The organism is Prochlorococcus sp. MIT 1300, assembly GCF_034092375.1.
In the GTDB taxonomy this organism is placed as follows: domain Bacteria; phylum Cyanobacteriota; class Cyanobacteriia; order PCC-6307; family Cyanobiaceae; genus MIT-1300.
Map to the genome: position 1 here is coordinate 1,142,849 of NZ_CP139302.1, position 26,713 is coordinate 1,169,561.

At 42.2% G+C, this 26,713-nt stretch carries 26 protein-coding genes and 1 tRNA gene; 19 read left to right on the forward strand and 8 right to left on the reverse strand.

The features are described from left to right. Positions 1-221 precede the first annotated feature (221 nt). Positions 222-1,076: an acyl-CoA desaturase gene (locus tag SOI83_RS06000; protein ID WP_320677683.1), complete on the forward strand. Its 855-nt coding sequence runs from the start codon at positions 222-224 to the stop codon at positions 1,074-1,076. 6 nt (positions 1,077-1,082) lie between these two features. Here the strand turns inward: SOI83_RS06000 and SOI83_RS06005 are convergent, their stop codons facing one another. Then, positions 1,083-1,745 (reverse strand): hypothetical protein, encoded by a 663-nt coding sequence (locus SOI83_RS06005; RefSeq protein ID WP_320677684.1) that lies wholly within the window; start codon positions 1,743-1,745, stop codon positions 1,083-1,085. Between the two features lie 212 nt (positions 1,746-1,957). On the opposite strand from SOI83_RS06005, the gene SOI83_RS06010 reads away from it, so the two are divergent. The 6 genes from SOI83_RS06010 (at position 1,958) to SOI83_RS06035 (ending at position 7,716) form a co-directional block, all read left to right on the forward strand. Further along, positions 1,958-2,803: an acyl-CoA desaturase gene (locus tag SOI83_RS06010; protein WP_414153441.1), complete on the forward strand. Its 846-nt coding sequence runs from the start codon at positions 1,958-1,960 to the stop codon at positions 2,801-2,803. 41 nt (positions 2,804-2,844) lie between these two features. Beyond that, positions 2,845-3,303 (forward strand): 50S ribosomal protein L9, encoded by a 459-nt coding sequence (rplI, locus tag SOI83_RS06015; protein ID WP_320675799.1) that lies wholly within the window; start codon positions 2,845-2,847, stop codon positions 3,301-3,303. Between the two features lie 61 nt (positions 3,304-3,364). Next, positions 3,365-4,777: a replicative DNA helicase gene (gene dnaB, locus SOI83_RS06020; RefSeq protein ID WP_320675800.1), complete on the forward strand. Its 1,413-nt coding sequence runs from the start codon at positions 3,365-3,367 to the stop codon at positions 4,775-4,777. Between the two features lie 32 nt (positions 4,778-4,809). Next, positions 4,810-6,738 (forward strand): tRNA uridine-5-carboxymethylaminomethyl(34) synthesis enzyme MnmG, encoded by a 1,929-nt coding sequence (gene mnmG / locus SOI83_RS06025; RefSeq protein ID WP_320675801.1) that lies wholly within the window; start codon positions 4,810-4,812, stop codon positions 6,736-6,738. A gap of 87 nt (positions 6,739-6,825) precedes the next feature. Continuing rightward, the gene (locus SOI83_RS06030) at positions 6,826-7,401 is read left to right on the forward strand and encodes a chorismate lyase (RefSeq protein ID WP_320675802.1); all 576 of its coding nucleotides are present in this window, start codon (positions 6,826-6,828) and stop codon (positions 7,399-7,401) included. Between the two features lie 90 nt (positions 7,402-7,491). Then, a complete protein-coding gene (locus SOI83_RS06035) occupies positions 7,492-7,716 on the forward strand; it encodes a hypothetical protein (protein WP_320675803.1) in 225 nt (74 codons plus the stop codon). A gap of 38 nt (positions 7,717-7,754) precedes the next feature. Here the strand turns inward: SOI83_RS06035 and SOI83_RS06040 are convergent, their stop codons facing one another. Together SOI83_RS06040 and SOI83_RS06045 are read right to left on the reverse strand one after the other, a co-directional pair. Continuing rightward, complete coding sequence (locus SOI83_RS06040) at positions 7,755-8,273, reverse strand: RNA helicase (RefSeq protein WP_320675804.1); 519 nt, start codon at positions 8,271-8,273, stop codon at positions 7,755-7,757. Positions 8,274-8,394: 121 nt separating this feature from the next. Continuing rightward, positions 8,395-8,943 carry a SprT family zinc-dependent metalloprotease gene (locus tag SOI83_RS06045; RefSeq protein WP_320675805.1) on the reverse strand — a complete coding sequence of 183 codons (549 nt, stop codon included), beginning with the start codon at positions 8,941-8,943 and terminating at the stop codon, positions 8,395-8,397. Between the two features lie 121 nt (positions 8,944-9,064). Here SOI83_RS06045 and SOI83_RS06050 point away from each other — a divergent pair, with 121 nt between their 5' ends. After that, entirely contained in the window at positions 9,065-9,487 is a 423-nt protein-coding gene (locus tag SOI83_RS06050; RefSeq protein ID WP_320675806.1) for a hypothetical protein, read from the forward strand. 25 nt (positions 9,488-9,512) lie between these two features. Then, positions 9,513-11,588: an NAD-dependent DNA ligase LigA gene (gene ligA / locus SOI83_RS06055; protein ID WP_320675807.1), complete on the forward strand. Its 2,076-nt coding sequence runs from the start codon at positions 9,513-9,515 to the stop codon at positions 11,586-11,588. A gap of 190 nt (positions 11,589-11,778) precedes the next feature. Here ligA and SOI83_RS06060 read toward each other — a convergent pair whose 3' ends face one another. The 3 genes from SOI83_RS06060 to SOI83_RS06070 all read right to left on the reverse strand — a co-directional run bounded on the left by SOI83_RS06060 (position 11,779) and on the right by SOI83_RS06070 (position 15,841). Continuing rightward, on the reverse strand, positions 11,779-12,399 hold the full coding sequence (locus SOI83_RS06060; RefSeq protein WP_414153398.1) for a TVP38/TMEM64 family protein: 621 nt from the start codon (positions 12,397-12,399) through the stop codon (positions 11,779-11,781). 111 nt (positions 12,400-12,510) lie between these two features. Next, entirely contained in the window at positions 12,511-15,282 is a 2,772-nt protein-coding gene (locus tag SOI83_RS06065; protein WP_320677686.1) for a valine--tRNA ligase, read from the reverse strand. Positions 15,283-15,370: 88 nt separating this feature from the next. Then, complete coding sequence (locus tag SOI83_RS06070; RefSeq protein WP_320675809.1) at positions 15,371-15,841, reverse strand: protein phosphatase; 471 nt, start codon at positions 15,839-15,841, stop codon at positions 15,371-15,373. A 55-nt stretch (positions 15,842-15,896) separates the two neighbouring features. Here SOI83_RS06070 and SOI83_RS06075 point away from each other — a divergent pair, with 55 nt between their 5' ends. Continuing rightward, entirely contained in the window at positions 15,897-16,148 is a 252-nt protein-coding gene (locus SOI83_RS06075) for a hypothetical protein (protein ID WP_320675810.1), read from the forward strand. Between the two features lie 36 nt (positions 16,149-16,184). Here the strand turns inward: SOI83_RS06075 and SOI83_RS06080 are convergent. Continuing rightward, positions 16,185-16,256: transfer RNA gene (locus SOI83_RS06080), tRNA-Val, on the reverse strand. 55 nt (positions 16,257-16,311) lie between these two features. On the opposite strand from SOI83_RS06080, the gene SOI83_RS06085 reads away from it, so the two are divergent. The 4 genes from SOI83_RS06085 (at position 16,312) to speB (ending at position 19,463) form a co-directional block, all read left to right on the forward strand. Further along, entirely contained in the window at positions 16,312-16,782 is a 471-nt protein-coding gene (locus SOI83_RS06085) for a metal-binding protein (protein ID WP_320675811.1), read from the forward strand. A gap of 38 nt (positions 16,783-16,820) precedes the next feature. After that, positions 16,821-17,618: a nucleoside triphosphate pyrophosphohydrolase gene (gene mazG / locus SOI83_RS06090; RefSeq protein WP_320675812.1), complete on the forward strand. Its 798-nt coding sequence runs from the start codon at positions 16,821-16,823 to the stop codon at positions 17,616-17,618. Between the two features lie 94 nt (positions 17,619-17,712). Further along, on the forward strand, positions 17,713-18,573 hold the full coding sequence (gene speE / locus SOI83_RS06095) for a polyamine aminopropyltransferase (protein WP_320675813.1): 861 nt from the start codon (positions 17,713-17,715) through the stop codon (positions 18,571-18,573). Beyond that, complete coding sequence (gene speB / locus SOI83_RS06100; protein WP_320675814.1) at positions 18,570-19,463, forward strand: agmatinase; 894 nt, start codon at positions 18,570-18,572, stop codon at positions 19,461-19,463. The genes speE and speB overlap by 4 nt, the downstream gene beginning before the upstream one ends. Before the next feature lie 20 nt (positions 19,464-19,483). On the opposite strand, the gene SOI83_RS06105 is transcribed toward speB, so the two are convergent. Next, positions 19,484-19,729 carry a metal-binding protein gene (locus SOI83_RS06105; protein ID WP_320675815.1) on the reverse strand — a complete coding sequence of 82 codons (246 nt, stop codon included), beginning with the start codon at positions 19,727-19,729 and terminating at the stop codon, positions 19,484-19,486. A gap of 136 nt (positions 19,730-19,865) precedes the next feature. Here SOI83_RS06105 and gcvT point away from each other — a divergent pair, with 136 nt between their 5' ends. The 5 genes from gcvT (at position 19,866) to SOI83_RS06130 (ending at position 26,542) form a co-directional block, all read left to right on the forward strand. Continuing rightward, a complete protein-coding gene (gene gcvT, locus SOI83_RS06110; RefSeq protein WP_320675816.1) occupies positions 19,866-20,987 on the forward strand; it encodes a glycine cleavage system aminomethyltransferase GcvT in 1,122 nt (373 codons plus the stop codon). 68 nt (positions 20,988-21,055) lie between these two features. Continuing rightward, complete coding sequence (aspS, locus tag SOI83_RS06115; protein WP_320675817.1) at positions 21,056-22,876, forward strand: aspartate--tRNA ligase; 1,821 nt, start codon at positions 21,056-21,058, stop codon at positions 22,874-22,876. A gap of 68 nt (positions 22,877-22,944) precedes the next feature. Then, positions 22,945-24,075, forward strand: a complete 1,131-nt coding sequence (locus SOI83_RS06120) for an RNA polymerase sigma factor, RpoD/SigA family (RefSeq protein WP_320675818.1) — start codon at positions 22,945-22,947, stop codon at positions 24,073-24,075. 125 nt (positions 24,076-24,200) lie between these two features. Next, a complete protein-coding gene (locus SOI83_RS06125) occupies positions 24,201-25,871 on the forward strand; it encodes a CTP synthase (RefSeq protein ID WP_320675819.1) in 1,671 nt (556 codons plus the stop codon). Beyond that, positions 25,868-26,542: a 7-carboxy-7-deazaguanine synthase QueE gene (locus SOI83_RS06130; protein ID WP_320675820.1), complete on the forward strand. Its 675-nt coding sequence runs from the start codon at positions 25,868-25,870 to the stop codon at positions 26,540-26,542. Before SOI83_RS06125 ends, SOI83_RS06130 begins: the two co-directional genes overlap by 4 nt. Positions 26,543-26,713 lie beyond the last annotated feature (171 nt).

Below are 26,713 nucleotides of genomic sequence, written 5' to 3' on the forward strand. Positions count from 1 at the left end.
CTGGCCCAGGTCTCAACTGCTTTTTCACAATCTTCAGCAACAAATCTCTGCACAAAAATGAAGGCGAGGTTTACAGTTCCTTTAGATTCTTACTCTTAATTGCCCAAACGTTCCTCTTGAAAAATTGAACAAACGGCACGCGCTAACCAAAGGAGTTCATCTTGGTTTCAAATATTTCTACGACCTCATTAAACAACCGTGAGGCACAACTCAGGCAAGGGATGGTGACCCCAAGAGAACCTCTCCCGCCCAGTCAAAGCAAGTTCCGAGTAGGAACAACTAGTTTCATGCTTGCAATCCATATTGGAGCCAGCTTCGCTTTGCTCCCAGCCTTCTGGAGCTGGCAGGGACTGGCATCTTTTGCAGTTCTTTACTGGATAACAGTTTTAGGAGTCACTCTGGGGTTGCATCGACTAGTAGCTCACAGAAGTTTTGTCGTCCCAAGCTGGGTCGAAAAGGTTCTTGTAGTTATGGGAAGTCTTGCTTGCCAAAGCGGACCCATCGAATGGGTTGCACTTCATCGCCATCATCATAAATTCTCTGATCAACCCAATGATCACCATGATGCCGGGCGAGGCTTTTGGTGGAGTCATAGCGAGTGGATGCTCCATGAAATCCCTGCACTAGAACATACCGATCGATTAGCCAGTGATCTACTTGCAGACCCGTTTTATCGCTGGCTAGATCATTGGTTCCTACTAATGCAAATACCTCTCGTACTTGGTCTTTACTGGTATGGGGAACTCAACCAAGTTAATGGAGGAGGACTCGGATTAGTCCTTTGGGCAATACCTTTAAGACTTGTAGTTGTGTATCACGTGACATGGTTCGTGAATTCAGCCACACATACCTTTGGATACCGCAACTTTGACACTCCAGACCTGTCAAGGAATTGCTGGTGGGTTGCCTTACTTTCGTTTGGAGAAGGATGGCACAACAACCATCATGCCTATCCACACAGCGCTCGACATGGCCTGAGATGGTTCGAATTTGACATTACCTGGCAGCACATCAAACTCTTAAAGCGCTTTGGTTTGGCCCGTCAAATTCGTCAAACCAAATACAGCAGCTCCTAGCAATCCCTATTGAATACCCAAGTTATTAGCGCGAGTTCTAAGTTCTTCCAGAAAACCATCGGCTTTCATCGATTTCTCCCCGAAAAGAATTTGCTGAGTGGTACACAAATCCAATAATTCACCATCTAACTCTTCAGCAGTGAAATCTCTTAACCCAGCCATCACCTCTGCAAAACGCTCTCTTCTCGAAATCTTCTTAACCGGATAGGCATTTAAAACATGATCACGGCATTTTCGCCAGGTTTTACCTTGACAGAAAAAATCTGCTAAAGCAGCACTTAGACCTGCCGCCTCTTCATCTTCAATAAACCAGTTGTAACAAGCTGGCAAAGGAGCTAAGCCAACGAAGATCTCAAAAAGATCGCCAGTACCAATAGCTTTGCCATCATCTCCCTCGAGAGACAAGGAAGATTCTCTAAGAACTTCGAGTAATTCAGGATGGACTTCAGCCAATCGATCTTGCACATGCTCCAATCCCTTGTGAAGAATTAAATTCGCCTGAGCAAGCGCTAAAAAAACTTCTGGCCCTGGGGCAGCAAGCTTGGCATTTCGAAGATTAGATATCTGAGAATTATGAACACGGCCCAAACTCAAACTTTCAACCAAGGCTGGAAGCACTCGATGAGACCAGCCATTGCGCTCATGCCAAACATGAATCAGATGAGCCATTGCTCTCCGGCCATTTGAAAGTCGATCGCGGTAATCAATAATCAAAAAATCACACTCAATATCAAAGAGAGCAAGACGATATGGATCCGTATCATCTATGTTCTTACACAATGGAACTGATCACCATGTTATCCATTGTAAATAAACCTCTCGCAACCCCAAGCAGACCCGCGTCTGCTGGCAAGGCACTGAGCATGTCTTCAAATCTTCAAATGCTCCCAGGGGCAGGATCAAGCTATCAACCAAATAAACAGCGGCGCTGGGGAACAATCCTGTTCATGATCACCATCCATGCTTTATCAATATTTGCCTTAAATCCAGCTTTTTGGAGCTGGGAGTCAGTCACAACCCTATCCATTCTCTATTGGATTACAGCTTGTTTAGGTGTCACTCTTGGCTACCACAGACTTCTTTCACATAGAGCTTTGCGTGTACCCCTTTGGCTGGAACGTTTTTTTGCAACATGTGGTGCCTTAAGTTGCCAGCACGGTCCAATCGACTGGGTAGGACTTCATCGACACCACCACAAATTTTCAGATACCGACGCTGATCACCACAACAGCAATAAAGGCTTTTGGTGGAGCCATATGGGATGGATGTTCAAACCAATTCCAGCTATGCAAGCAGTACCAACGTTGACTGGGGATCTACGTAAAGACCCTTACTATCGCTGGCTTAATAAGAATTTTCTATTACTTCAGGTACCGCTTGCGATGTTGCTCTTTTTGCTGGGCCAAATTACTAACGTGGGTGGGTGGGAATTAATTCTTTGGGGAATACCACTCCGCTTAGTTCTTGTGTATCACGTGACATGGCTGGTTAATTCAGCAACACACTGTTGGGGAACAGTTGCTTTTGAGAGTGGAGATGGTTCACGCAACAATCCCTGGGTGGCAGCCTTAACTTTTGGAGAGGGATGGCATAACAATCACCATGCATTCCCTTACTCAGCAAAACAAGGCCTTCAAAAAGGTCAAATTGATCTCACCTGGCAACATATACGCCTTTTAAAGGCAATAGGATTAGCAAACAAGGTCCGGCTACCAGCCGCATCGTAGGGTTAACAACCAACCAACTTTTTAGCCGCACCGATATAGCCATGGCAAAGCGTGTAAAAGTCGTTCTCAATGAAGACATCCTCAGTCTTGGCAAAGATGGAGATCTTGTAGAAGTTGCACCCGGATACGCCCGCAACTTTCTTCTCCCTTACGACAAAGCATTACCAGTCACACCAGCCGTTTTAAAGCAAGTCGAACATCGGCGAGCTAAACAAGCTGAGCTTGAGGCGTCACTCAAACAGGAAGCAATTGATTTCCAAACAGCCCTAGTCACTATTGGGCGTTTTACGGTGAAAAAACAAATCGGAGAAGACGAGGTTCTATTTGGAACCGTTACCAATGGCGATGTTGCCGAAGCAATAGAAGAGGCGACAAAAAAAGAAATTGATCGCAGAAACATTACTGTTCCTGAAATCCATCGCACTGGCAAATACAAAGTACAAGTAAAGCTGCATAGTGAAGTCACCGCAGAAATCAATCTTGAGGTCCTTAGTTACTAACAGGTTGCAAAGCTTCAAGAGACAGTCAAAGTAAGTCCCCCCTTTACTCCTTTAGCTCTATATGGTGAGCGCCCCCCTTCCTGATAACGGCGGTGATACACGCAAGGGATCTAGACCCTTCCACAAGTCCAATAGTTCAGAGCCTCGCTTTGAAGCTCTTCCTGATTCCATACCACCACAAAACCTAGAAGCAGAAGAGGCAGTACTAGGTGGGGTTTTGCTGGATCCGGATGCAATTAGTCGAGTAGCAGACTTACTCCAACCCGAAGCCTTTTATATCAATGCTCACAAAGAAATTTATAGAACAGCCTTAATGCTCCACAGCCAAGGCAAGCCTACTGATCTCACAGCAATGAGTGCCTGGCTGGCAGACACGGGTGCTTTGGAAAAAATTGGTGGCGCCAATCGACTGGTGGAATTAGTTGATCAAGTTGCATCAACAGCATCAATCGAGCAAGTCGCAAGATTAGTAATGGACAAATTTCTCCGTCGTCAGCTAATTCGTTCTGGAAATGAAGTGATTCAACTTGGTTTTGATCAAAAAATGCCCATGGAAGAGGTTTTAGATAAGGCCGAGCAAAAAGTTTTTGAAATTAGTCAAGAAAAACCCTCTAAAGGACTGACACCAACCTCAGAGATTCTCACAAGCACATTCAATGAAATAGAAAGTCGATCTTTAGGAACTTCGGTTGCAGGTATACCTATCAATTTCTATGACCTTGACGCTATGACTCAGGGCCTTCAAAGAAGTGATCTGGTAATAGTTGCAGGACGTCCTGCCATGGGGAAAACATCCATAGTCCTCAACATGGCCAAAAATGTAGCTCAACTGCATGATTTACCAGTTTGTATCTTTAGTTTGGAAATGAGTAAAGAGCAACTTACCTATAGACTTCTGTCAATGGAAGTGGGTATTGAAAGTGGAAGGCTAAGAACAGGGCGATTACAACAAGATGAATGGCCTCTCCTAGGCCAAGGAATTAATACGCTAGGTCAACTACCGATATTTATCGATGACAAACCCAATTCCGGGGTTTTAGAAATGCGCTCTCTTTGTCGACGACTGATGGCCGAACAAGGGAAAGAACTTGGATTAATAGTTATTGACTATCTTCAACTAATGGAAGGTACCACTCCAGATAATCGAGTCCAAGAGCTTTCCAGAATTACCCGAGGCCTGAAAGGCATGGCAAGAGAGTTAAAAGTACCTGTAATAGCTTTGTCCCAACTAAGCCGTGGAGTGGAGTCCAGGACTAACAAACGGCCAATGTTGAGCGATTTACGTGAATCAGGTTCAATCGAACAAGACGCAGACCTAGTGTTAATGATTTACCGAGATGACTACTACAACCCAGACACCCCTGATAGGGGCATTGCTGAGGTAATTGTGACGAAACACCGAAATGGGCCAGTAGGAACAGTCAAACTATTGTTTGAACATCAATTCACTCGATTTAGGAATCTCGCGGCGTAAAAAGAACCTAACCAAATCCAAGAAATTGGTTTATGAGTATTCCAGACAAACCAATCGAAACTTTCGAAATAATTGTTGTTGGAGGAGGACATGCAGGTTGTGAAGCTGCTATTACCTCTGCCCGTCTTGGCCTCTCTACTGCACTTTTCACGCTCAACCTTGATCGAATCGCCTGGCAACCATGTAATCCTGCCGTAGGAGGACCTGCCAAAAGTCAACTGGTACATGAAGTAGATGCATTAGGTGGCGTCATTGGACGACTAGCTGATGCAACAGCTATTCAAAAAAGAATTTTGAATGCAAGTCGAGGTCCTGCTGTATGGGCATTGAGAGCTCAAACCGATAAACGCCAATATTCACGCGAAATGCTGCAATTACTTCAAAACACGCCAAATCTGGCTTTACGAGAAGCCATGGTTACTGGCCTTGAAGTTGAGGGGGATCCAAAAGGAGGTGGGAAAGAATGGAAACCAATTAACGGACCTGCCTCCCAAATCAAAGGTATACGAACCTATTTCGGCAGTATTTACCATGCAAAAGCCATCATTCTCACAACAGGAACATTTTTAGGGGGTCAAATATGGGTAGGCAATCAATCAATGCCAGCAGGCAGAGCTGGTGAACCTCCTGCTCAAGGTCTCACAGAAGCCTTAAATGAATTGGGCTTCGCAACCAACAGGCTCAAAACAGGAACTCCAGCGAGGGTTGACCGAAGAAGTATTCGCCTAGATCAACTAGAAGAACAGCCAAGCGATGCAAGTAATCGCTTCTTCTCTTTTGATCCAACTGCCTGGATCAAAAGAGAACAAATCAGCTGCCACATCACACGTACGACAAATGAAACACACAAATTAATCAAAAACAACCTTCACCTATCTCCTGTTTATGGAGGATTTATCGATAGCAAAGGCCCACGCTATTGTCCATCAATAGAAGACAAAATTGTTCGCTTCTCAGATAAGCCATCTCACCAAATCTTTCTAGAACCAGAGGGCTTAGAAACGCCAGAAATTTATGTACAAGGCTTCTCGACAGGACTACCCGAGAGACTTCAACTGGAAATGCTTAGAACGCTTCCTGGACTAGAACAATGCCTAATGCTAAGGCCTGCTTACGCTGTTGATTATGACTACTTACCAGCCACCCAGCTCTTGCCTTCCCTAGAAACTAAAAGAATCAAAGGTCTATTTAGTGCAGGACAACTAAATGGTACAACTGGATACGAAGAAGCTGCTGCACAAGGCCTTATAGCAGGGCTTAATGCAACTCGATATGTCAAAGGAAAAGAAACAATCCATCTATCTCGCGAGAGTAGTTATATAGGAACCATGATTAATGATTTGGTAAATCAAGATTTGCGAGAACCCTATCGAGTACTCACCAGTCGCAGTGAATATCGACTAACTCTGCGTGGAGACAATGCAGATCGTCGACTAACACCACTAGGATATGAGTTAGGCCTTATTGATGAACGGCGTTGGAAATTATTTAATGCAAAACAGAAAGCCTTAGAAGAAGAAAAACTACGCTTAGAGAAACAACGAGTAAAAGAAAGTGCTCCTGAAGCGAAACTAATAGTGAAACAAACCAATGCACCCATAAAAGGATCAATCACTTTGGCTGATTTACTACGTCGACCTGGCATGCATAGTGAAGATTTAATTAGATTAGGCTTGGCAGATTCACATTTACCCTTAGACGTGAGAGAAGGGGCTGAAATTGATATTAAATATAGTGGATATCTAGATAGACAAAAAAAACAAATCAATCAAATACTTAAACAAAGTCAGAAGAAATTTCCTACTGAAATTAATTATTTGACCATCAATACAATCTCAAAGGAGGCAAGAGAAAAACTTGCATTAGCTCGACCCTTGAACTTGGGCCAAGCCGCAAATATTCCAGGTGTTAGCAAAGCAGACTTGAGCGCATTAGTTCTATGGCTCAAGCTGCATGGCTAGGAGCATCTCGTTTACTCTGCAGAGGAACAATAAAATCTCTTGAATGTCATTGGAGGAAGTTAGCTGCTAAAGGAATCTTCCTCATTATTGAGCTCTCCACACAGTATCTGGAAAGCTTCCACGCATTCTGTGCTGTCAGGCCAAGGGCCTTCACAGCTACCAGGCCCTTGGCGACTAATGCTCTTAGGTGATGGAAGTCCCACTCGCCATCTGCGCCTACTAACTGGTTACGAAGTTGAAGTAAAGCTAATTGCAATGCAATTGGAACCATCAATAGACCAAGAAGCCCCTAAAGAAATCGAAGAGTTGAGACCGCCTTTAATAAGACGTCAAGTGTGGCTAAATTGCGGCACTGATACCCTGGCATGGGCGGAAAGCTGGTGGAACCAAAATGAAGCTGAAAAGCACCTGCAAGATAGAAATCAACCTATTTGGAAAAGTCTTACCCAAGGCCGTTCAGAACTGTTTCGAGAAGTGGATGGGCTTGCATTAGTTACCGCAAAATGGTTGGAATCAGGCTTCAACCAAGAAGGGCCTTTTTGGAGTCGCCATTACCGGTTCTTTCGAGAAGAACGAGAACTAACTGTCATACGAGAAGTATTTAGCCCAAAACTAGAGAAATGGCTGGGATCAACTCCTAGAGAAAAATTAAAAATCGATTAATACATTAATTACATAATTTGCAGCATTTTAAACTTGACAACTTGCCAACTTCTGTGCTTGGTGGATGATAGAGCAGCGGTTCCCTTATTCATGGCACCCTCCTCAAGTCGAGCATTGCAAATCGAACAATGGGCTCAATTACTTGAAGCCCTAGATGTTGGATCCCCATCCATCGATACAACAGCAGATCAAATGGCCGAAGACCTGCCTTCAGAACTAGTCCCTGAAGTTAACAACCAATTGGCAGAACGAGGATGTCATTTCCGTGTAAAACAAGGTCAAAAATCAATCCTATGTAAACCTTCTTCGCATTAATAGAAACCAAAAACGATCACCATAAGTACAAAGAAAAATCACTGTCTTCGGCGCGTAGACCGAGGCAAAGGTCTATTTACACCGCCATTTGATCTGGGGATTTTTATAGTCTCATCTAAAGATTGTCGAGAATTAGATGATGTGCGTTGCCAGCGATCCAACTTAAACATATCCTCATCTGGCCATTGATCATGGTCTTGCAAGAAAGTGTCTACCTGTTCTTTATTTGAGAAGTCAGGCCTAGAGACTCTTCGCGAAATAGCTCCTAAAGGCCTCTTGGAACCTGAAGCATTCCTTTGAGAATCAACCTGCCAAGGCTCTAACCAATCGTCGTCGTCTTCTAATAGCCACTCCAACTTGTCACCTACCCATTTACCAACATTTTCTAAATTGGAGCCTGAACGCCGATCACTACGACCTGTTCTACGTTGTCCAGGACGTGTACCCGATACGCCATCAACAAACTGTCGTCCGGTTTCAATCCATTGATCTACTCGGCGATCCAAAGAGTCAATGGATCGTTGGCGAGGTAAACGACGTTGGCGAGCTGAATCCATTTCTTGACCTTAATGGAGCTGTATACGCTCAACCAATTTTTCGTTCATAACGAAGTAAAGCCTATCGATATAAAAAACTCAGGCATCTCTAATGCTCAAGGGTCAAGGACCTTCCTGTACCTCAATCAACTAATGAAACTGGCTCAAACACAAGCAAGCAACTTGGATGCCATTTGCCCTCGTAATGCTGGTTGCAACAACGTCTGCATGCAACACCACTTACTTTTCTGTAGTACTTAGATCTTTGACCACAAATAGGACATACTGCGGACCACTTGGCTGGTTTAATCGGAACTGGAAATCTGTGGCGCACAGTTACCTGAAATTTATTCTGTGCAGAATTAATTTTTCGCATCCGAGCATGAAAGTTCTTGCCATGTCCCTCTGGGATTTTTAAAACAAGGTCGATCCATGCATGAATCATTTCATGGCATAAGGTGCTTTCTATAGCCTCCTGGGGCAGCAATTCCAACAAAGGCCTAGACAAAACAATTTCGCTGGCAAACACTCCAAGCAAATTGGACCTACGACGATACAAGCCAGCGGTTTTTCTCAAACGTCCATCACTCCATCTCACTGTCAACAAAGGCTGGGACGCAACAGTCAAAGTCTCATCAAAATATGCTCTATTAAATCGATGAAATAACGGAAGCAAAGGCACCAAAGGCATTTCAGCTGTTTAGGAGGAGAAAAATCTGAGGCAAACCCAGTCTGCCCACAACTAATCGATTCTCAAGTGTGCGTCTTCGACTAGTGGTAAGTCAGAATCCTTACTAAGTTGCTTGCAATCGATGGATGGGGTTCTTGTAAAAGAGATAGGGACAAAAGCCCTATTGGCAGGTGTGGCGGTACTGGTCCTCTACTGGACAGTTAATGCTGCGAGATTAGTTATAGGGGCTAGGGGCCTCAACCCATTGGTGAAGCAATTTTTCACCCAAATAGCTTCAGGGCGAATAGATGCGGCGTATTTGCTGACAACAAAAACCTATAGACAACACGTCAACCGGCAGCAATTTGTCAATTTTCTAGCTGGTCTCAAATTAAGCCGTTACAGCAATCTTAAGTCAGGTCGACCTCGGCTTGAAGAAGGACAGATCATCCTCACTTTAAAACTCAAATCCGAAGATAAGAAAAACGAGTTACCCTTGGATTTCACATTCACCAAAGTCGATGATGTTTGGAAAATTGACCGTATAACGGAGGTAAAGGCTTAATCATTGATTCCATCAGAAACCAACTTTGCAATCTTTTTCGCGAGACCCATCAGAACGTGCTGCCGATTTAAGAGCTTTACTTAATAAAGCTGGCCACGCTTACTACGTACTTGATGCACCCTTTATGGAGGATGCAATCTATGACAATCTTTATAGAGAGTTAATAGCGCTAGAGCAAAAGTATCCTGCACTTATTACACCCGATAGCCCTAGTCAACGCCTAGGAGGGAAACCAGCTGCAAAGTTCAACACTGTTGAACATCGATTTCAATTACATAGTTTAGATAATGTTTTCAACATTGATGAATTTAAAGGTTGGCTTGAAAAAGTGATAAAAATACTTAAAGCTAATTCAAGTGACCAAAATATTATCGACAGTCGTCCCGAATTGGTAGGCGAACTAAAAATTGATGGGAATGCTCTATCACTAAGTTATGAGAATGGAGTACTCGTAAAAGCCGCCACAAGAGGTGACGGAACCAAGGGAGAAGAAATTACTGCTAATGCGAGAACAATCTATTCAATCCCATTAATACTGAACCTTAAAGACCCACCTGCTTGGCTTGAGGTACGTGGCGAGGCATTCATACCCAATCGTAGCTTTTCCAAAATCAATGCTAAAAGAGCAGATCAAGGTGAAGTGTTGTTTGCTAACCCAAGGAATGCATGTGCTGGAACTTTGCGTCAATTAAACCCTCAAGTTGTAGCATCGCGACAGTTAGATTTCTTTGCCTACACGTTGCACTTGCCTGAAAGCTGGACAAGCGAGAATGAAGAATTTAAACAACCCCAAAAACAAACGGAAAGTCTCGATTGGTTGAAGAAAGCAGGTTTCAAAGTTAATCCCAATGCGAAACTAATGCAAGATTTATCTGAAGTAAAAAGTTTTTTTAATAACTGGCATATTAAGCGTCATTCTCTTCCATATGCGACGGATGGGCTAGTCATTAAAATGAATAGTTTTGCACATCAAAGCTCAATGGGATTCACTCATAAAGCTCCTAGGTGGGCAATTGCTCTAAAGTATCCAGCAGAAGAAGCTGTAACCAAATTAGAAAGGCTTTCCTATCAAGTTGGACGTACAGGAGCAATAACACCTGTAGCTGAATTCCAGCAAATTGTACTTGCTGGAACAAATGTTAGTCGTGCAACACTACATAATGCCGATCGAATAGAAGCATTAGAATTACACACTGGCGACTCTATTGTCGTTCGAAAGGCAGGAGAAATTATTCCAGAAGTTCTACGAGTACTGAAAGAATTAAGAGATCCTGCTGCTACAGCTATATCCCTACCCAAACTATGTCCAGAGTGTAGTTCTCAATTAGTCCGAGAAATGAACGAGGCAGTCACACGCTGCATCAATCCGAGCTGTCCTGCAATTATCAAAGGTGTGCTTAAACATTGGGTTGGCAAAGGATCTATGGATATTGAAGGGTTTGGCGACAAACTTATAGAGCAATTAGTAGACAAAGGAATTATTAGTTCAATATCAGACCTGTATGAATTAGATATAATCACATTAAAGAGCCTCGACAGGGTAGGAGAAAAGTCTGCAGAAAAACTTTATTCTTCACTATCCAAGTCAAAAGACAAATCTTGGGCAAATAAACTATATGGCTTGGGCATTCCTCACATTGGCGAATCTAATGCGAAATTACTTACAAAAGCATTTCCTACTGTCTCTCAGCTTGCAAATGCTGTCAGTCATCAACCTGAACTCCTTGAAAGCATTTCAGGTATTGGCAACGAAATTGTCATTGCACTCCAAGCGTGGTTCGCAACTCCAGAAAATCAACAGATGCTAAATAAACTCAAGGAGTCTGGTGTGACACTGGAAGAAAAAACTCAAAATATAGAACTTAAGCAAAAGAATCATCTCTTTGGAAAAATCTTTGTTTTAACAGGCACTATGCCATCTCTTGAGCGCAACAAGGCTAAGGCACTTATAGAAGCTTGCGGAGGTAAAGTGACCTCTTCGGTGAGCAAGAACACCACTTATCTAGTCGCTGGTGAAAAAGCTGGAAGCAAAATAAAAAAAGCGAAAGATCTTAAAATAGAGATTATCGACCAAAGCAAGCTTGAAGATCTTTTAGTATAGAATCAGAGTCATCTTCATTGTATTAACTCGCAATTATGAATGAAAAAATAATCTTCAATTGGATAAAGACTCCTTGCGGGAGAAGCAAGTATAAACAACTTGAATCAAACAAAGGGCTTTTATCTAAAGTAAGACTGTACTGGTTTATTTTTTGGGCTGCTGTGAAAGATTTTAGGATACCGAATCCAGATTAATCAACAGGTTCAAACTCTTTGAGCGCACTTCTAGCGGAGCGGGACACAATAAATATCACAGCGAAAGTAGCAACTAAGCCAAATATTCTCAGCACAGAAATACCAACATTTGTATTTCCTGAAATAATTTCATTAAACCTAGCTAAGTCCCCAGCTAAAGCACCTAAGCCACAAAAAAGAATGGTTCCGGGTAGGATGGCTATTAAACCAATTGAATAATCACGCCAACTTACCTGACTAACTCCAAACATAAAGTTTAACAAGCTAAATGGAAAAGCTGGTGAAAGTCTCGTAAGAAGAACAAGTTTAAGACTTTCCCGAGTCATGGCCTTCTCAATTGCCTGCAACTTAGGAAACCCAGCTAATTTTTTTTGTACGAAGCCTTTTAAGAGTGTTCTGGATAGAAAAAAAGATATTTGTGCACCAAGTGATGCTCCAAGAAATACTAAGATGCTACCGTGGAATGTTCCATACAAGGCGCCTGCAAGCATAGAAGCCCATGCTCCTGGCAATAAAATAGTTACCCAAATGGCATATATAGGAACAAATAAATAAACCCCTAATGGACTCCTTAAAAAAGAAAGCCAAGTATCAAGAGAGAACAAGATTTCAAACATAATCAACTAGGAATCAGAAACTAAATTGCTCTTGCTATATGGCTAAAATTTGTGGGCATTTGAAAGTAAATAAAAATGAACCTCAATTAGATCATTCTAACAAGCCGATACTCAATTTAGATCGTCAAGTCGTTTACGAGCCAAAGCTGATTGAGATTGAGCCTCAGCCAACTTTGATCTACATTCAGCAACTACAGTAGTAGGTGCTTTATCTGTAAAATTTGGATTAGCCAATCTTTCTGACAAAGCTTGAATTTCCTTATTCGCCTTAGTCATATCTTTATTTAAACGTTCACAAAGAGCTCCTAGGTCTACAAAGCCTTCGATTGGAAGTATCACTTCCAATTCACCACTGACAGCAGCTAGAGCTCTTGGAAGTGGCTGTAATAATGCCTGCTTTGGATTAAGCACCTCAACGTCCTCAGCCCATGTTAAAGCTTGTATATCAGCTCGCGATTCGCTCAACATCTTAATTAAATCTTTGCGAGAAGTAATAAATCTCACAGGAACATTTTGTGTGCGTTTTAATCCTGCTACTGCACGTAAATTACGAACCATACGAATAGATTCAAACAAATCAGAAAAAGAAGACTCTAGTGAATCATCTAGATGATCCTCATTACATTCAGGCCAAGATTGTAATGCAAGAAAAGTTTGTTCTGAGGCACCAGTCAATGCATGCCATAGCTCCTCAGTTAAATGAGGCATTAATGGATGTAACATAATCAACAATTGACTAAGCGAATTAAAAAGAATTTGGCGGGCTACTTTTTGATCCTGAATAGCTAATTCAGTAAGCGGCTGATCTGACTGGAGACGACGCTTTATTAGTTCTAAATACCAATCACAAAAATCATTCCATGCAAATTCATATAAACCTTTAGCCGCCTCACCCAGAGCGTAAGTCTTGTACTTCTTCGTCGTTTGTTGATTTAATCTCGCAAGCCGAGACAAAATCCATTTATCAGAAGGTTGCAATATTGAATAATCTATTTTATCTAAAACTTCATTAGAGTTAGAGCCAATATTAATCATCGCAAAACGGGTTGCATTCCAAAGCTTATTAGCAAAGTTCCTAGCCGCTTCAACAGTGGCAGAGGTCTCCTTTTTACGGTCATAATCCAGTCGAATATCCTGACCTGCCCCTGCAACTTCGCGAACTAATGCAAAGCGTAAAGCATCAGTACCATATCTATCAATCAACAATAATGGGTCAATCCCATTACCTAAGCTTTTGCTCATTTTTCGATTTTGCTCATCACGTACCAGGCCATGAATATAAACATCTTGGAAAGGAATTTGACTCGTAAAGTGACCAGCCATCATCGTCATCCTTGCCACCCAAAAGAAGATTATGTCAAACCCAGTTACTAGAGTAGAAGTCGGATACCAACATTTGAAATCTGCATTATTTTCATCCGGCCAACCCAAAGTAGAGAAAGGCCAAAGGCCACTAGAGAACCATGTATCAAGCACATCCTCATCTTGTTGAATATCTATAAGGTCTCCAAACTGTTCGCAAGCTTTAAGTCGAGCTTCATCCTCAGATCTAGCAACAACATATGGTGTCTTTTCAGTTAATCTGCCACCTGTTTCACTAACAACAAACCAAGCAGGAATCCGGTGCCCCCACCACAACTGTCTACTGACACACCAATCACGAATATCAGTAAGCCAATCTCGATAAACTTTTTCCCAGCGATTTGGCACAAAGCAGGGTTGCTGTTGTTCAAGATATTCACGGCAACTTGCAGCCATTGAATGCATGCGAACAAACCATTGCGTAGACAACAATGGTTCAACTGGAACCTTACCCCTATCGGAATAAGGAATGCTATGGCGATGATTTTCGACCTTGACAAGTAAACCTTGTTTTTTCATTTCCTCCACTACAGCCTTTCGAGCCTCAAATCGATCAAGGCCTGCAAAGCAACCCGCTTGATTATTCATCTTGCCATCTTTATTCATAACAGTAATTTGCGGAAGATTATGTCTCTGACCTATTGCAAAATCATTAGGATCATGAGCTGGAGTGACCTTGACACAACCCGTACCAAAAGATTGATCAACATGTTCATCTGCTACTACCGGAATCTTGCGTCCAGCAAAGGGCAATGTGAGCTCTTTGCCAACTAAATCTCGATACCTTTCATCCGAAGGATTTACAGCAACTGCCACATCGCCCAACATCGTTTCAGGACGAGTCGTCGCAACTTCTAAAAAGGCTGTGCCATTTGCCAAAGGACCCTCAGTCAGGGGATATCGAAAATGCCAAAGATATCCATCAACCTCCTTCATCTCAACTTCTAAATCACTAACTGCGGAACCAGAAGCAGGACACCAATTCACTAAATATTCACCTCTATAAATCAAACCCTCTTCATGCAAGCGCACGAATGCTTCAGAAACCGCTGCACTCAAACCCTCGTCCAAAGTAAATCTCTGTCGGCTCCAATCAACCGAATATCCCATCCTTCTAAGTTGATCAACTATCCGTCCGCCACTCTCTGCTTTCCAATCCCAAGCTCGACTTAAAAAAGCTTCCCTCCCCAGTTTTTCAATACTTTTACCCTCCTTTTTCAACTGTTTTTCCAGGATGGATTGAACAGCAATTGAAGCGTGATCTGTTCCCGGTAAACAAAGAACGTTCTTCCCTTGCAAACGCTGATAACGAACAATCGTGTCAATCAAAGATGTATTAAAAGCATGCCCCATGTGAAGGCTGCCTGTCACGTTGGGAGGAGGTATGACCACAGCGAATGGTTCCCCAGATGCACTTGGGTCTGGGGTAAAAATGCCGTTCTCCTCCCACAAGTTTTGCCAACGACTTTCCGTACCGACAGGGTCATAGGTTGTCGATAAAACCACGGAATTGTCAGCAATGTCTGCTGCAGCTTTTACCTCGCTCACGGGAAAATGCACACTCTCTCAAACCATGCTCGCAAAAGGTTGCAGAAAAATCTTTGCGACTTCAATCTGAACTCTCAGAATCATTCCAAGGAATTGCCAACAACCCATTTTCATGGGACTTCCAAAGCGTTCTATCAAAAGCAACTCTTTCTATCAAACCAACCTTCGACAGGGCTTGAAATGTTGTTTCCTCTGTAACGAGAGTGACTGCCTGAATTGGCATCACCAAAACCTGTGAATCAGCAGGATCAGCAAGAATATGAATCTGAAGGTCTTCGAGAATCCTTTCAAAAAAGAGCTTTCTCATTCGTACTGTCAAGGAAGAGCCCATAGCTTTCGCAAATGTCTCTAAACTCTCTCTATCTCCTGACAAGCCACAATTTAGGGACACCCAGATGAGAAACTTCACCCAACTATCAACTGTCCAAAGAGGCTGAAAACGATCTCTATGGATAAGCACTAATTCTGCGATGGCAAAATCAAAGGCTTTTGCCTGAATGGTGATTTCGGTTGGGTCTTGAATAGAAGACATCTTTCCATTTAAGAGTCAGACTGATGTCGCCTCTGAACCAGCAGCGGACAAAATCATGGATCTAAATGACCCCGAACTCGAATTTGCTGATCTGGTATATGCCTACCAAAGCTGGGTAATGGCTGTCATCAATGATGAAAAACTGGACAGTGAAGACACACTACTAACCGATGAGATTACAGAGGAAGCTCTAGATGCAATGCGTTTCCTTCCTGGTGAAGTCACAAGCGCTATTGAAACCAGCTTGGCTCGTGTATATGACGTAGACGCTGAAGAACTAGCAGAACTCCTATTCCCTGAGGAGTAAGCAAAAATTTTTGCCCTCATTAGAAGGCTATAAAAATGGGCGATCCAGGGTTCGAACCAGGGACATCCTGCTTGTAAGGCAGGCGCTCTACCGCTGAGCTAATCGCCCATATACACAATTCTGCACCAAAGAAGGAACCAAATCACTATCAACTCCAAAAACCATGTCGTCCGGAAAGGAACATGACAAGGCAACATTGATTATCAGCGTGCCTTTTGGGGTCAGTGTTGGATTATTTCTGGGAGCAGACCTTGGCATCTTAGGTGGTCTTAGCTTTTTAGTGGGTGGTCTTTGGCTATCTCCAGACTTGGATACACATTCAAACTCCCTGAAGAGATGGGGGTTTCTCAAGTGGATGTGGTGGCCCTATAGAAAATCAATCAAACATCGCTCAATTTTTTCTCATGGACCTTTCATTGGAACAGTTCTGAGAACTACATATTTGATGACTTGGCTAATTTTAATGTTAGCTACACTACAGCTTTTAGGAGTTATAGAATTGATTCCAATTGTCCAAAAGTTAACCAACCTAATAAAGAATAATCCCATCCAAATATTCACTGTAATTTTAGGTTTTGAATCAAGTGCAATGCTTCATCTCATAAAAGATGGAGACCCTTGGTTGCTAAAGTGATTAGATTGCAACAATAAAATAAAGCAATTAAAGATTGAATGAGCAAAAAAGCCCAATCGATCAACAAGTTGATCGAAATTGTTTCCAGACTTCGTGATCCGAAAGATGGATGTCCTTGGGACCTAACACAAACGCATCACTCCTTAATTCCATATGTTATCGAAGAAGCTTATGAAGTGGCAGATGCCATCAGGAATGGTAATGACACGAATTTAATTGAAGAGCTAGGGGATTTATTATTTCAAATCATAATACATTCGCATATTGCCAGTGAAGAAGGACGTTTTTGTCTCGAAGATATCATCATAAACATCTGCCAGAAGATGATAAGAAGACATCCTCATGTTTTCGAAAATTCAACCCATAAAAGCAGTGAATACAGTCCACAGGATTGGGAGAAGATAAAAGCATCTGAAAAGGCATTTCAAAAATCTAAAACACCTATTAGCGACAAACTAAGAAGAAAGATTCGTACACAACATCCAATAACAGGTGCAATTAATATCTCCCAAAAAGTTGCAGAACAAGGTTTTGAATGGGATTCAATTGATAGGGTATGGGAAAAAGTTGATGAAGAATTAAACGAACTAAAAGAGGCTATTAGGACTAAAAATTCGACTGATGTACAAAATGAACTTGGGGATGTCTTTTTTACACTAATAAATATTGGAAGATGGTGCAGTATAAATGTAGAGGAAGGCATAGCAGGGACCAATAAACGTTTTTTAGATCGCTTTTCTTATTTAGAAACAAAACTAGGAAATAGATTAACTGAAACATCTCACTACGAACTGAGTAAGTTATGGGAAAACGCAAAGAAAAAGTGTAACAATTAATCTTTCAAAGATGTATGAGAGTCAATCCACTATATTTCTCCATAACAGAAATTAGCAGGAGACATTAGTGAAAGAGACCCAAAAGACAACACACATGAATAAGCCAATTCAAGACGGCAACTGGATTGATGAATATCACAATGGAGTGCGCTATGGACTTGAGGCAAAACTTTTAATAGAAGAACAAAGCAAGTTCCAAAAGATCACAGTTATTGAGAGCAGCCGCTATGGCAAAGGGCTTTTACTAGATGGATGCTGGATGACCGCTGAAAAACAAGAAAAGCATTATCACGAATGCTTAGTTCAACCCGCGATGTGTAGTGCTAAAGAAATCCAAAAAGTTCTTATTATTGGCGGTGGAGATGGAGGGACAGCAAAAGAATGTCTACTGCACAAGGAAGTTGAACAATTAGATTTAGTGGAAATAGACGAAACAGTGGTTGAAATCTGCAAAAAGCAACTACCTACAATTGGCGGACAAGCTTGGCAAGACCCAAGGCTAAAAGTGAAGATTGAAGATGGGATTCATTGGATAGCGAACGCATCTTCTAATTACTACGACGTCATATTTGTAGATGGGTCTGATCCGGCTGGCCCGGCGAAAGGTCTCTTTAACAAAGTTTTTTTTGAAAATTGTCGCAGAGTTCTAAAGCCTGGGGGCATTTTTGCTACTCAAAGTGAATCTCCAGAGGCCTTCAGGGAAATTCACATCGATACAGTCAAAATTCTCCGTGAAGTTTTCGAATATGCGGACCCTTTATATGGCTGGGTGCCCATGTACCCAAGTGGATGGTGGAGTTGGACATTTGCAGCTATAGATAATCCCAGATACCTGAACCCAATTAAACAAAGGGTCATTCAAATAGAAGAAAATTGCGAAATATGGAGTCCAAGATGGCAAAGCGGAGCCTTTGAAGCAATGCCTGCTTTTGTAGAGAGAGGTCTAAGCAAATGAGTGAATTAAATACAAGCAAATTGCAGGAATTTGATGATGACGGTGCAATTTTTATGGCTGCGAGTCGAAATCATGAAAATTGCAAGGTAGGGCTTTTTGGAGTTCCCTATGACGGCACAACTTCTTTCCGGCCAGGCACTCGATTCGGCCCTTCAGCTATCCGAGAAATAAGCAAGGGAATTGAAACATATTGCCCCGAGCTAAACAGAGATTTAGAGGATTTGACCTTTAAAGACTTTGGATCCCTTGACATTCCATTCGGAGCACCAGAGCCAGTTATTCAAATCATCAAGCAAGCAACCGAAAAACTCATAAATTTAAACCTGAAGCCACTCATGCTGGGAGGCGAGCATTCAATTAGCTCAGGCGCCGTAGCAGCTTTAACAAAGAAATATCCCGACCTTATGCTGGTTCAACTAGATGCGCATGCTGATCTCCGTGAAGAATGGCTTGGTTCCAAATACAGTCATGCCTGTGCAATGCGCCGCTGCTTAGAAGTTTTGCCAAGTGGACAGTTATTCCAAATCGGAATTAGAAGTGGCACCAGAGAAGAATTTGCAGAGCTTCTTTCAACCAAAAGACTGATTCCTTTTGAAGCTGGAAAAACTGCAAAAGCTCTCGAACAAGCTCTTCAACCACATCTTGGAAACCCTATGTATCTCACTATTGATCTGGACTGGTTTGATCCAAGTGTTCTACCTGGAACAGGGACACCTGAACCAGGTGGCTTTTTTTGGCAAGACTTTGCGGAGGTGGTAAAGGTAATTCGCAATCATCATTTAGTCGGCGCAGATATTGTTGAACTATCTCCTCAACTAGATACTTCTGGCATTAGCACCATACTGGCTGCAAAAATCACCAGAAGTCTCATAATGCTTCTGAGCAAATAAAAAGGCATCAAACACTAAAATCAGGAATCAGAAACACCTGTTACTACAACACCCCGACCAAGTTCAAGCTGAAGATCTCTAGAGGATTCCGTTGCAGAATTACTCAAAGTAGGGAGAACAGGCTCTCTCTCGGTCCAATGATGACAAAAAGCAAATTGAGCAACTTCAGAATGAAGGCTTAATTGCCTTAAACAGCACCAACCTCCTAGCTCAGTGCGGCTATCAGCACAGTGTTGACAGGTTCTACAGCATGGTTGGGGGGACATAGGCAATGTCCTAAGACGCACAAGCTAATGAAACTTCTCGTTTGGAACCACGAATCAGCACAAATCTCCGCCTTTCCTTCCAGTTCTGAAATCATTCCCAGAATCAAAACCTAGAGCGCATCCCCTTTCATCAGCTATGGAACAACTTCGAACTCCTCTGCACGACTTGTCACTTAAGGCTGGTGGGCGAATGGTCCCTTTCGCAGGCTGGGAAATGCCAGTTCAGTTTTCCGGGTTGATTCAAGAGCACAATTCAGTCAGAAACAACGCAGGGGTTTTCGATATATCTCACATGGGAGTTCTGCGTATCGACGGGCAAAATATCAAAGATACATTTCAAAGACTCATCCCAACAGATTTACATAGGATCAGCGAAGGAGAAGCCTGTTATTCAGTCCTATTAAACGACAATGGGGGAATTATCGATGATCTCATAATCTACGACTTAGGCGGCAACAAGAACGGCAATGAAAGCCTCATAATCGTTATAAATGCTGCTTGTTTTGAGCAAGACCTAAAATGGTTAAATACACATCTACACGAGAAAAGTATATCTATAAAAAACATTAAAAAAGAAGGGGTACTACTAGCTGTTCAAGGTCCAAAGTCACTTTCATATCTTGAGCAAATCAGCGAAATCTCACTAACTGATATTCCACGATTCGGACACCGCTTCATCACACTAAAAGGCACATCATTCAATAATGAAAACGAAACATTTATAGCTAGGACTGGGTACACTGGAGAGAACGGTTTTGAACTTTTGTTATCACAAGAAAATGGTCGAATACTTTGGTCTGAATTAATTAATAATGGGTTAAGCCCCTGCGGACTAGGCTCCCGGGACACTCTTCGTTTAGAGGCAGCTATGCATCTCTATGGGCAAGACCTAAATGAAGAAACAACACCTTTTGAAGCAGGCCTTGGATGGCTCGTCAATCTTGAAGCCCCAATCCAATTCATTGGGAGAAAAGCACTAGAAACACAAGCCGAAAAAGGCATAGCGAAAAAATTGATTGGTTTAAAAATGAAAGGCAAAGCAATTGCAAGACAAGGGTATCCAGTTTTCGAGTCAGGAAAACAAATCGGAGAAATTACTAGCGGTACATGGTCTCCAACCTTGGAAGAAGCCATAGCACTTGCCTATGTGCCACCAACCACTAGCAAACTAGGTACTCAGGTTGCAGTAAACATCCGAGGCGTAAATCATCCAGCCATAGTGGTCAGACGTCCCTTTTATCGCACTCAAAATCCCTAAAAACCAACTAATAACCCTTCTCAAGCAGGTCTTGTGGGAAACTCGCTTATCGGTATGAAGTCTTTGTAATGCGCAGCAATGGTTGCGGCGAACTGCGAAATGGTCACATTGGCTCAGAGGTTGAACTCTGTGGCTGGGTAGATCGTTGTAGAGACCATGGTGGGGTTATCTTTCTAGATCTAAGAGATACAACTGGAACAGTTCAAATCACTATTGACCCTGATGAAGGTCAAGAAATGTTTTCTATCGCTGAAAGCCTTAGAAATGAAACCGTTTTACAAATAGCTGGACTGGTTCGCCAAAGGCCTTCCGAAGCAATCAATAAAAAGCTAACAACGGGGGAAATAGAGGTGCTCGCGAAGCATTTGCATGTACTCAACTCCGTCAAAGGAACATTACCTTTTACAGTCTCAATTCATGATGAGGAAAACATAAGAGAAGAAATTCGCCTACGTCACAGGTACTTAGACCTGCGAAGGGAACGAATGAGCAAAAATCTACGTCTTAGGCATCAAACAATTAAAACAGCACGACAATTTCTCGAAGATGAAGGTTTTATAGAAGTAGAAACTCCACTTTTGACTCGTTCCACGCCTGAGGGTGCAAGAGATTATCTGGTCCCTTCACGTGTCTGCGGTGGCGAATGGTTCGCGCTACCTCAATCACCACAACTATTCAAACAATTGCTCATGGTGGGGGGGTTAGAACGGTATTACCAAATTGCAAGGTGTTTCCGTGATGAAGATCTAAGGGCTGATCGTCAACCAGAATTCACTCAACTAGATATAGAAACCAGCTTTATGAGTCAAGAGGATATTCTCTCTCTAAATGAAAAACTTATTTCAAAGATTTGGAGGGAAATAAAAGGCATAAACCTATCAAAACCCTTCCCAAGAATGACTTGGCAAGAAGCTATGGATAGATATGGGACTGACAGGCCAGACACAAGGTATGGAATGGAATTAAAAGATGTGAGTCACATCGTAAAAAATATTGGTTTCAAAGTTTTCTCTGGAGCAATTGCAGCAGGAGGGTCTGTGAAATGCCTCACAGTTTCAGGCGGAAACGACTCAATCAGCAATGTCAGAATCAAACCTGGCGGTGATATTTTTAGTGAAGCTCAAAAAGCAGGAGCTGGAGGCTTGGCTTTCATTAGAGTGCGAGAAGATAAAGAAATAGACACTATTGGAGCAATTAAAGACAACCTAAATGCCCAACAAAAAGAAGATCTTTTAAATGAAGTTCAAGCTAGTTCAGGAGACCTAATTCTTTTTGGCGCAGGTGATACTCCAACTGTAAATAAAGCTCTTGATCGAGTTAGACAATTCTTAGCTCGCGAACTGAATCTGATTCCTTCTACAACAGCCAATGAATCTTGGCAATTCCTATGGATCGTAGATTTCCCAATGTTCGAATTGAACAAAGATGAAAATCGTTTCGAAGCCTTACACCATCCCTTTTGCGCGCCTAATCAAGAAGACATCGGCACCGATCCAAACTCTTGGAAAAACCAACTCCCCAAAGCCAGAGCACAAGCTTATGACCTAGTACTCAATGGTCTTGAATTAGGAGGAGGCTCATTAAGGATTCATAACTCAGCTCTACAAAAACAAGTACTGGAAACAGTTGGACTAGCCAAAGAGGAAATACGCAAACAATTTGGATTCTTAATCGAAGCACTAGATATGGGTGCGCCTCCACATGGCGGAATAGCTTTTGGTCTGGACAGACTTGTGATGCTGTTGTCTGGTGAAGACTCAATAAGAGACACCATTGCCTTCCCTAAAACCCAACAAGCCAGATGTTTGATGACCGATGCACCTTCCCAGGTCTCTAACAATCAACTTGAAGAACTAAATGTTGCTAGTACATGGATCGATCCCGAATAGATTCCAAGCATTCCAATTAGCTGGGCGATTCTCGATAGACCCTATAGATATAGCTAGAGGGCAAGCTTTTGAAAAAAAGCTCATCGAAAATCAAATCCCCTCCATCTCGCAATAGAGGAACCAAAGATTTAGTGCGCCTTTATCTGCAAGATATTGGCAAAGTTGACCTACTCAATAGTGAAGACGAAGTCATACTCGCAAGGCTGGTACAAAGACGTGAAACACTGCTCAAGGAAGAAAAAAAGCTCGCATCCCAGCACCAGGAAATTAAAGAGCTCATGCATCTAGAACAGCTGCAACAACAAAAAGCCAATCATCTGTGTCACTGGCCTACCAAACAAGAATTGGCAATTGCTTCTGAATTAACAGTTTCTGAACTAGAACAAAAACTAAATCGCGGCTACCACGTTTGGGGAAAATTATCCAAACTTGATCCTAAAGAACTCAAAAAAGCTTTACGAGAAGGGCGAAGAGCAAAGAACCAAATGATTCAAGCAAACCTCAGGCTTGTAGTTGCAGTTGCCAAAAAGTATCAACAACGAGGAATGGAACTGCTTGATTTAGTTCAAGAAGGTACTTTGGGACTAGAAAGAGCCGTGGAAAAATTCGATCCAACCAGAGGATTTCGGTTCAGTACTTATGCCTATTGGTGGATTAGGCAAGGAGTTACTAGAGCAATCGCAACTCAAAGTCGCAATATTCGCCTACCAGTTCATATCACCGAAAAACTCAACCGAATTAAAAGAATTCAACAAGAAATTGCTAGTGCAGAAGGGAGATTTGCTTCTATAAATGATCTGGCAAAAGCATTAAAACTCAAAGAAGACACTGTTAGAAATATCCTTTCAAGTATTCCCCGCTCAATTTCTTTGGAAACGAAAGCAGGACTGGAGCAAGGCACACAGTTGATTGACTTATTAGAAGATATAAACGCAACGCCCGAAGAAACTTTAACCCGTAATCAACTACACCATGATCTTGAAATCCTATTAGCCGAACTTTCAAGCAGAGAAGCGACAGTAGTAAGACTAAGGTTTGGCTTAGACGACGACACCCCTAAAACACTCGTAGAAATTGGGGAACAACTAAACTTATCAAGAGAAAGAGTTCGACAAATAGAGACGGGAGCATTATTAAAATTGAGACAACCACAAGTGCGCAAGAAAGTTGCGGACTATAAAGACAGCCTCGACTCCTAACAACCCCCAACAAAATACCTAAGAAAAACCTAAAAAAGTTATAAAGAAATTGAAGCACTAAAGCACATTGAATTTTGCCTCGCCTACAAAAGGGTGAGCTAGCTTAAAAGGTCAACTAAAGGACAATGACTAAATTCGTTTTCGTCACAGGCGGAGTCGTATCCAGCATTGGCAAAGGAATAGTCGCTGCCAGTCTTGGCAGGCTACTCAAATCCCGAGGTTACAACGTCTCCATTTTAAAACTGGATCCATATCTCAATGTGGACCCAGGGACCATGAGTCCATACCAGCATGGCGAAGTATTTGTAACCGAAGATGGTGCAGAAACAGACTTGGACTTAGGACACTATGAGCGCTTCACAGATACAGCAATGTCACGACTCAACAGTGTGACAACCGGATCTATATATCAAGCAGTAATAAACAAAGAAAGACGTGGAGATTACAACGGCGGCACGGTACAAGTAATTCCGCATATCACAGGTGAAATCCGCTCAAGGATCCATAGAGTGGCTTCAAATACAGGAGCTGATGTTGTTCTTACTGAAATTGGAGGGACAGTCGGTGATATCGAATCTCTACCTTTTTTGGAAGCAATTCGTGAATTCCGCGGCGATGTCGGACCAAACGACTTGGCTTACGTACATGTAACTCTTTTACCTTTTATAGGCACCTCAGGTGAACTCAAAACGAAACCAACTCAGCACTCTGTTAAAGAGCTAAGGTCTATAGGAATTCAACCAGACATATTGGTATGTCGCAGTGACCGAGCTATCAATGAAGAGCTAAGAAGAAAAATAGGTGGTTTTTGTGGAGTAAAAAATGACGCAGTCATTCCATCTCTAGATGCGGATAGCATTTATGCAGTGCCTCTAGCACTAAAAGAAGAAGGTTTTTGCACACAAGTCCTTGATGTTCTTGACCTCAAGGATCACTCAAGTGATTTAAAAGATTGGACTCAATTAGTCCACAATCTACGTCATCCAGGGCCAACTGTAAAAGTAGCATTAGTGGGAAAATATGTACAATTAAATGATGCCTATCTCTCTGTTGTTGAAGCGCTTAGGCATGCTTGCCTTGCTCAGGATGCCTCACTTGATCTTCATTGGATTTGTGCAGAGCAAATTGAAACAGAAGGAGTCGATAAGCTCTTAAAAGGAATGGATGCTGTTGTCGTGCCCGGTGGATTTGGCAACCGTGGTGTTGACGGCAAAGTCGAGTCAATTCGTTGGGCTAGAGAACAACGAGTACCTTTCTTAGGCCTTTGTCTTGGCATGCAATGTGCAGTAATCGAATGGGCTTGCAACCAAGCCAATCTCAAAGGAGCAACTAGTGCAGAATTAGAACCAAATACCCAACATCCAGTAATTCATTTACTACCAGAACAACAAGATATTGAAGATCTTGGAGGCACAATGCGGCTTGGGGTTTACCCATGTCGCCTTACTCCAAAAACAATGGGACAGAAACTTTATGGAGAAGAAGTAGTTTATGAGCGTCATCGTCATAGATATGAGTTCAATAATTCCTATCGAAATCTATTTTTAGAGTCAGGCTACACAATTAGTGGCACTTCCCCCGACGGGCGACTTGTCGAATTAATTGAGCTTAAGGGCCATCCCTTTTTTACTGCTTGCCAGTATCATCCAGAATTTCTTTCTCGACCTGGCAAGCCACATCCATTATTCCGTGGATTAATTGAAGCGGCTCAATTGCGCCTGCCAGCATCCCCACATGAAGCCTTAGAACAAAGAAACTCCTCGTTGGAAAAAGAAATTTCTAAAGAATCTCAATGAGCAAAGAGCTACCTATAGTGGAATACTTCCACTCTTTACAAGGAGAAGGAACACACGTTGGTCGAAGTGCATTTTTTATTCGTCTAGCTGGCTGCAATGTCAAATGCACTTGGTGTGACACCAAAGAATCATGGTCAACAGAAAATCATGCACAATATTCTGTACAAAGATTGGCACAAGAAGCTGTTGAAGCTATGAAAAAAGGAGCCGCCTTTATTGTGCTAACAGGAGGGGAGCCACTTCACCACAATCTAGATGACCTATCTGAGGCAATAAAAGAAGAAGTGCGAATAGAAAAAGTCAATGAAATCCCAATTCATATAGAAACAAGCGGAGTGGATGCGATTACTGGCAGCCCAAATTGGATAACATTGTCTCCTAAGACACATGCATGGCCTAGACAAGAAGTTTTAGCTGCATGCCATGAACTCAAGATAATAATAGATAAAAAATCTGATCTAGATTTTGCAGAAAAAATGGCGATAGAAGCCAGTAAGGCCAGGGGGAAAAGTGCCAAATTATTACCAGAATTATCGGCAGAAAATCCTTACCTATTTCTACAGCCTGCCTGGCATAGTCCACAGAGTCTTGAACTTGCCTTAGAACACGTCAAAAAAAATCCAAAATGGAGGCTTAGCATTCAAATACACAAATTCCTAGGCGTTCTTTAAAACTATAAGTTATTCTTAGAAGTAGTTTTGTAAATGCCATGACTAAGCAACAAAATCTAGTTGGGACTATTTTACACAGCTTATTTACAACCTCAAAGCAAAAGCCTAATTAACTATAAGCTCATCCACCCATGAGGATACTAATAGGAATAAATCAGAAACTCTCCCCCA

Excerpts from the sequence above, each read along its gene's own strand:
- gcvT (WP_320675816.1), top strand. The coding sequence starts at position 19,866 with ATGGAACAACTTCGAACTCCTCTGCACGACTTGTCACTTAAGGCTGGT.
- speE (WP_320675813.1), top strand. The coding sequence starts at position 17,713 with ATGAATAAGCCAATTCAAGACGGCAACTGGATTGATGAATATCACAAT.
- SOI83_RS06040 (WP_320675804.1), bottom strand. The coding sequence starts at position 8,273 with ATGGATTCAGCTCGCCAACGTCGTTTACCTCGCCAACGATCCATTGAC.
- rplI (WP_320675799.1), top strand. The coding sequence starts at position 2,845 with ATGGCAAAGCGTGTAAAAGTCGTTCTCAATGAAGACATCCTCAGTCTT.
- mazG (WP_320675812.1), top strand. The coding sequence starts at position 16,821 with ATGAGCAAAAAAGCCCAATCGATCAACAAGTTGATCGAAATTGTTTCC.
- SOI83_RS06050 (WP_320675806.1), top strand. The coding sequence starts at position 9,065 with ATGGATGGGGTTCTTGTAAAAGAGATAGGGACAAAAGCCCTATTGGCA.
- SOI83_RS06075 (WP_320675810.1), top strand. The coding sequence starts at position 15,897 with ATGGATCTAAATGACCCCGAACTCGAATTTGCTGATCTGGTATATGCC.
- mnmG (WP_320675801.1), top strand. The coding sequence starts at position 4,810 with ATGAGTATTCCAGACAAACCAATCGAAACTTTCGAAATAATTGTTGTT.
- aspS (WP_320675817.1), top strand. The coding sequence starts at position 21,056 with ATGCGCAGCAATGGTTGCGGCGAACTGCGAAATGGTCACATTGGCTCA.
- dnaB (WP_320675800.1), top strand. The coding sequence starts at position 3,365 with ATGGTGAGCGCCCCCCTTCCTGATAACGGCGGTGATACACGCAAGGGA.
- SOI83_RS06070 (WP_320675809.1), bottom strand. The coding sequence starts at position 15,841 with ATGTCTTCTATTCAAGACCCAACCGAAATCACCATTCAGGCAAAAGCC.
- SOI83_RS06045 (WP_320675805.1), bottom strand. The coding sequence starts at position 8,943 with ATGCCTTTGGTGCCTTTGCTTCCGTTATTTCATCGATTTAATAGAGCA.
- SOI83_RS06005 (WP_320677684.1), bottom strand. The coding sequence starts at position 1,745 with ATGGCTCATCTGATTCATGTTTGGCATGAGCGCAATGGCTGGTCTCAT.
- SOI83_RS06035 (WP_320675803.1), top strand. The coding sequence starts at position 7,492 with ATGGCACCCTCCTCAAGTCGAGCATTGCAAATCGAACAATGGGCTCAA.
- SOI83_RS06000 (WP_320677683.1), top strand. The coding sequence starts at position 222 with ATGGTGACCCCAAGAGAACCTCTCCCGCCCAGTCAAAGCAAGTTCCGA.
- SOI83_RS06130 (WP_320675820.1), top strand. The coding sequence starts at position 25,868 with ATGAGCAAAGAGCTACCTATAGTGGAATACTTCCACTCTTTACAAGGA.
- SOI83_RS06010 (WP_414153441.1), top strand. The coding sequence starts at position 1,958 with ATGCTCCCAGGGGCAGGATCAAGCTATCAACCAAATAAACAGCGGCGC.
- SOI83_RS06060 (WP_414153398.1), bottom strand. The coding sequence starts at position 12,399 with ATGTTTGAAATCTTGTTCTCTCTTGATACTTGGCTTTCTTTTTTAAGG.
- SOI83_RS06125 (WP_320675819.1), top strand. The coding sequence starts at position 24,201 with ATGACTAAATTCGTTTTCGTCACAGGCGGAGTCGTATCCAGCATTGGC.
- SOI83_RS06105 (WP_320675815.1), bottom strand. The coding sequence starts at position 19,729 with ATGTCCCCCCAACCATGCTGTAGAACCTGTCAACACTGTGCTGATAGC.
- speB (WP_320675814.1), top strand. The coding sequence starts at position 18,570 with ATGAGTGAATTAAATACAAGCAAATTGCAGGAATTTGATGATGACGGT.
- SOI83_RS06085 (WP_320675811.1), top strand. The coding sequence starts at position 16,312 with ATGTCGTCCGGAAAGGAACATGACAAGGCAACATTGATTATCAGCGTG.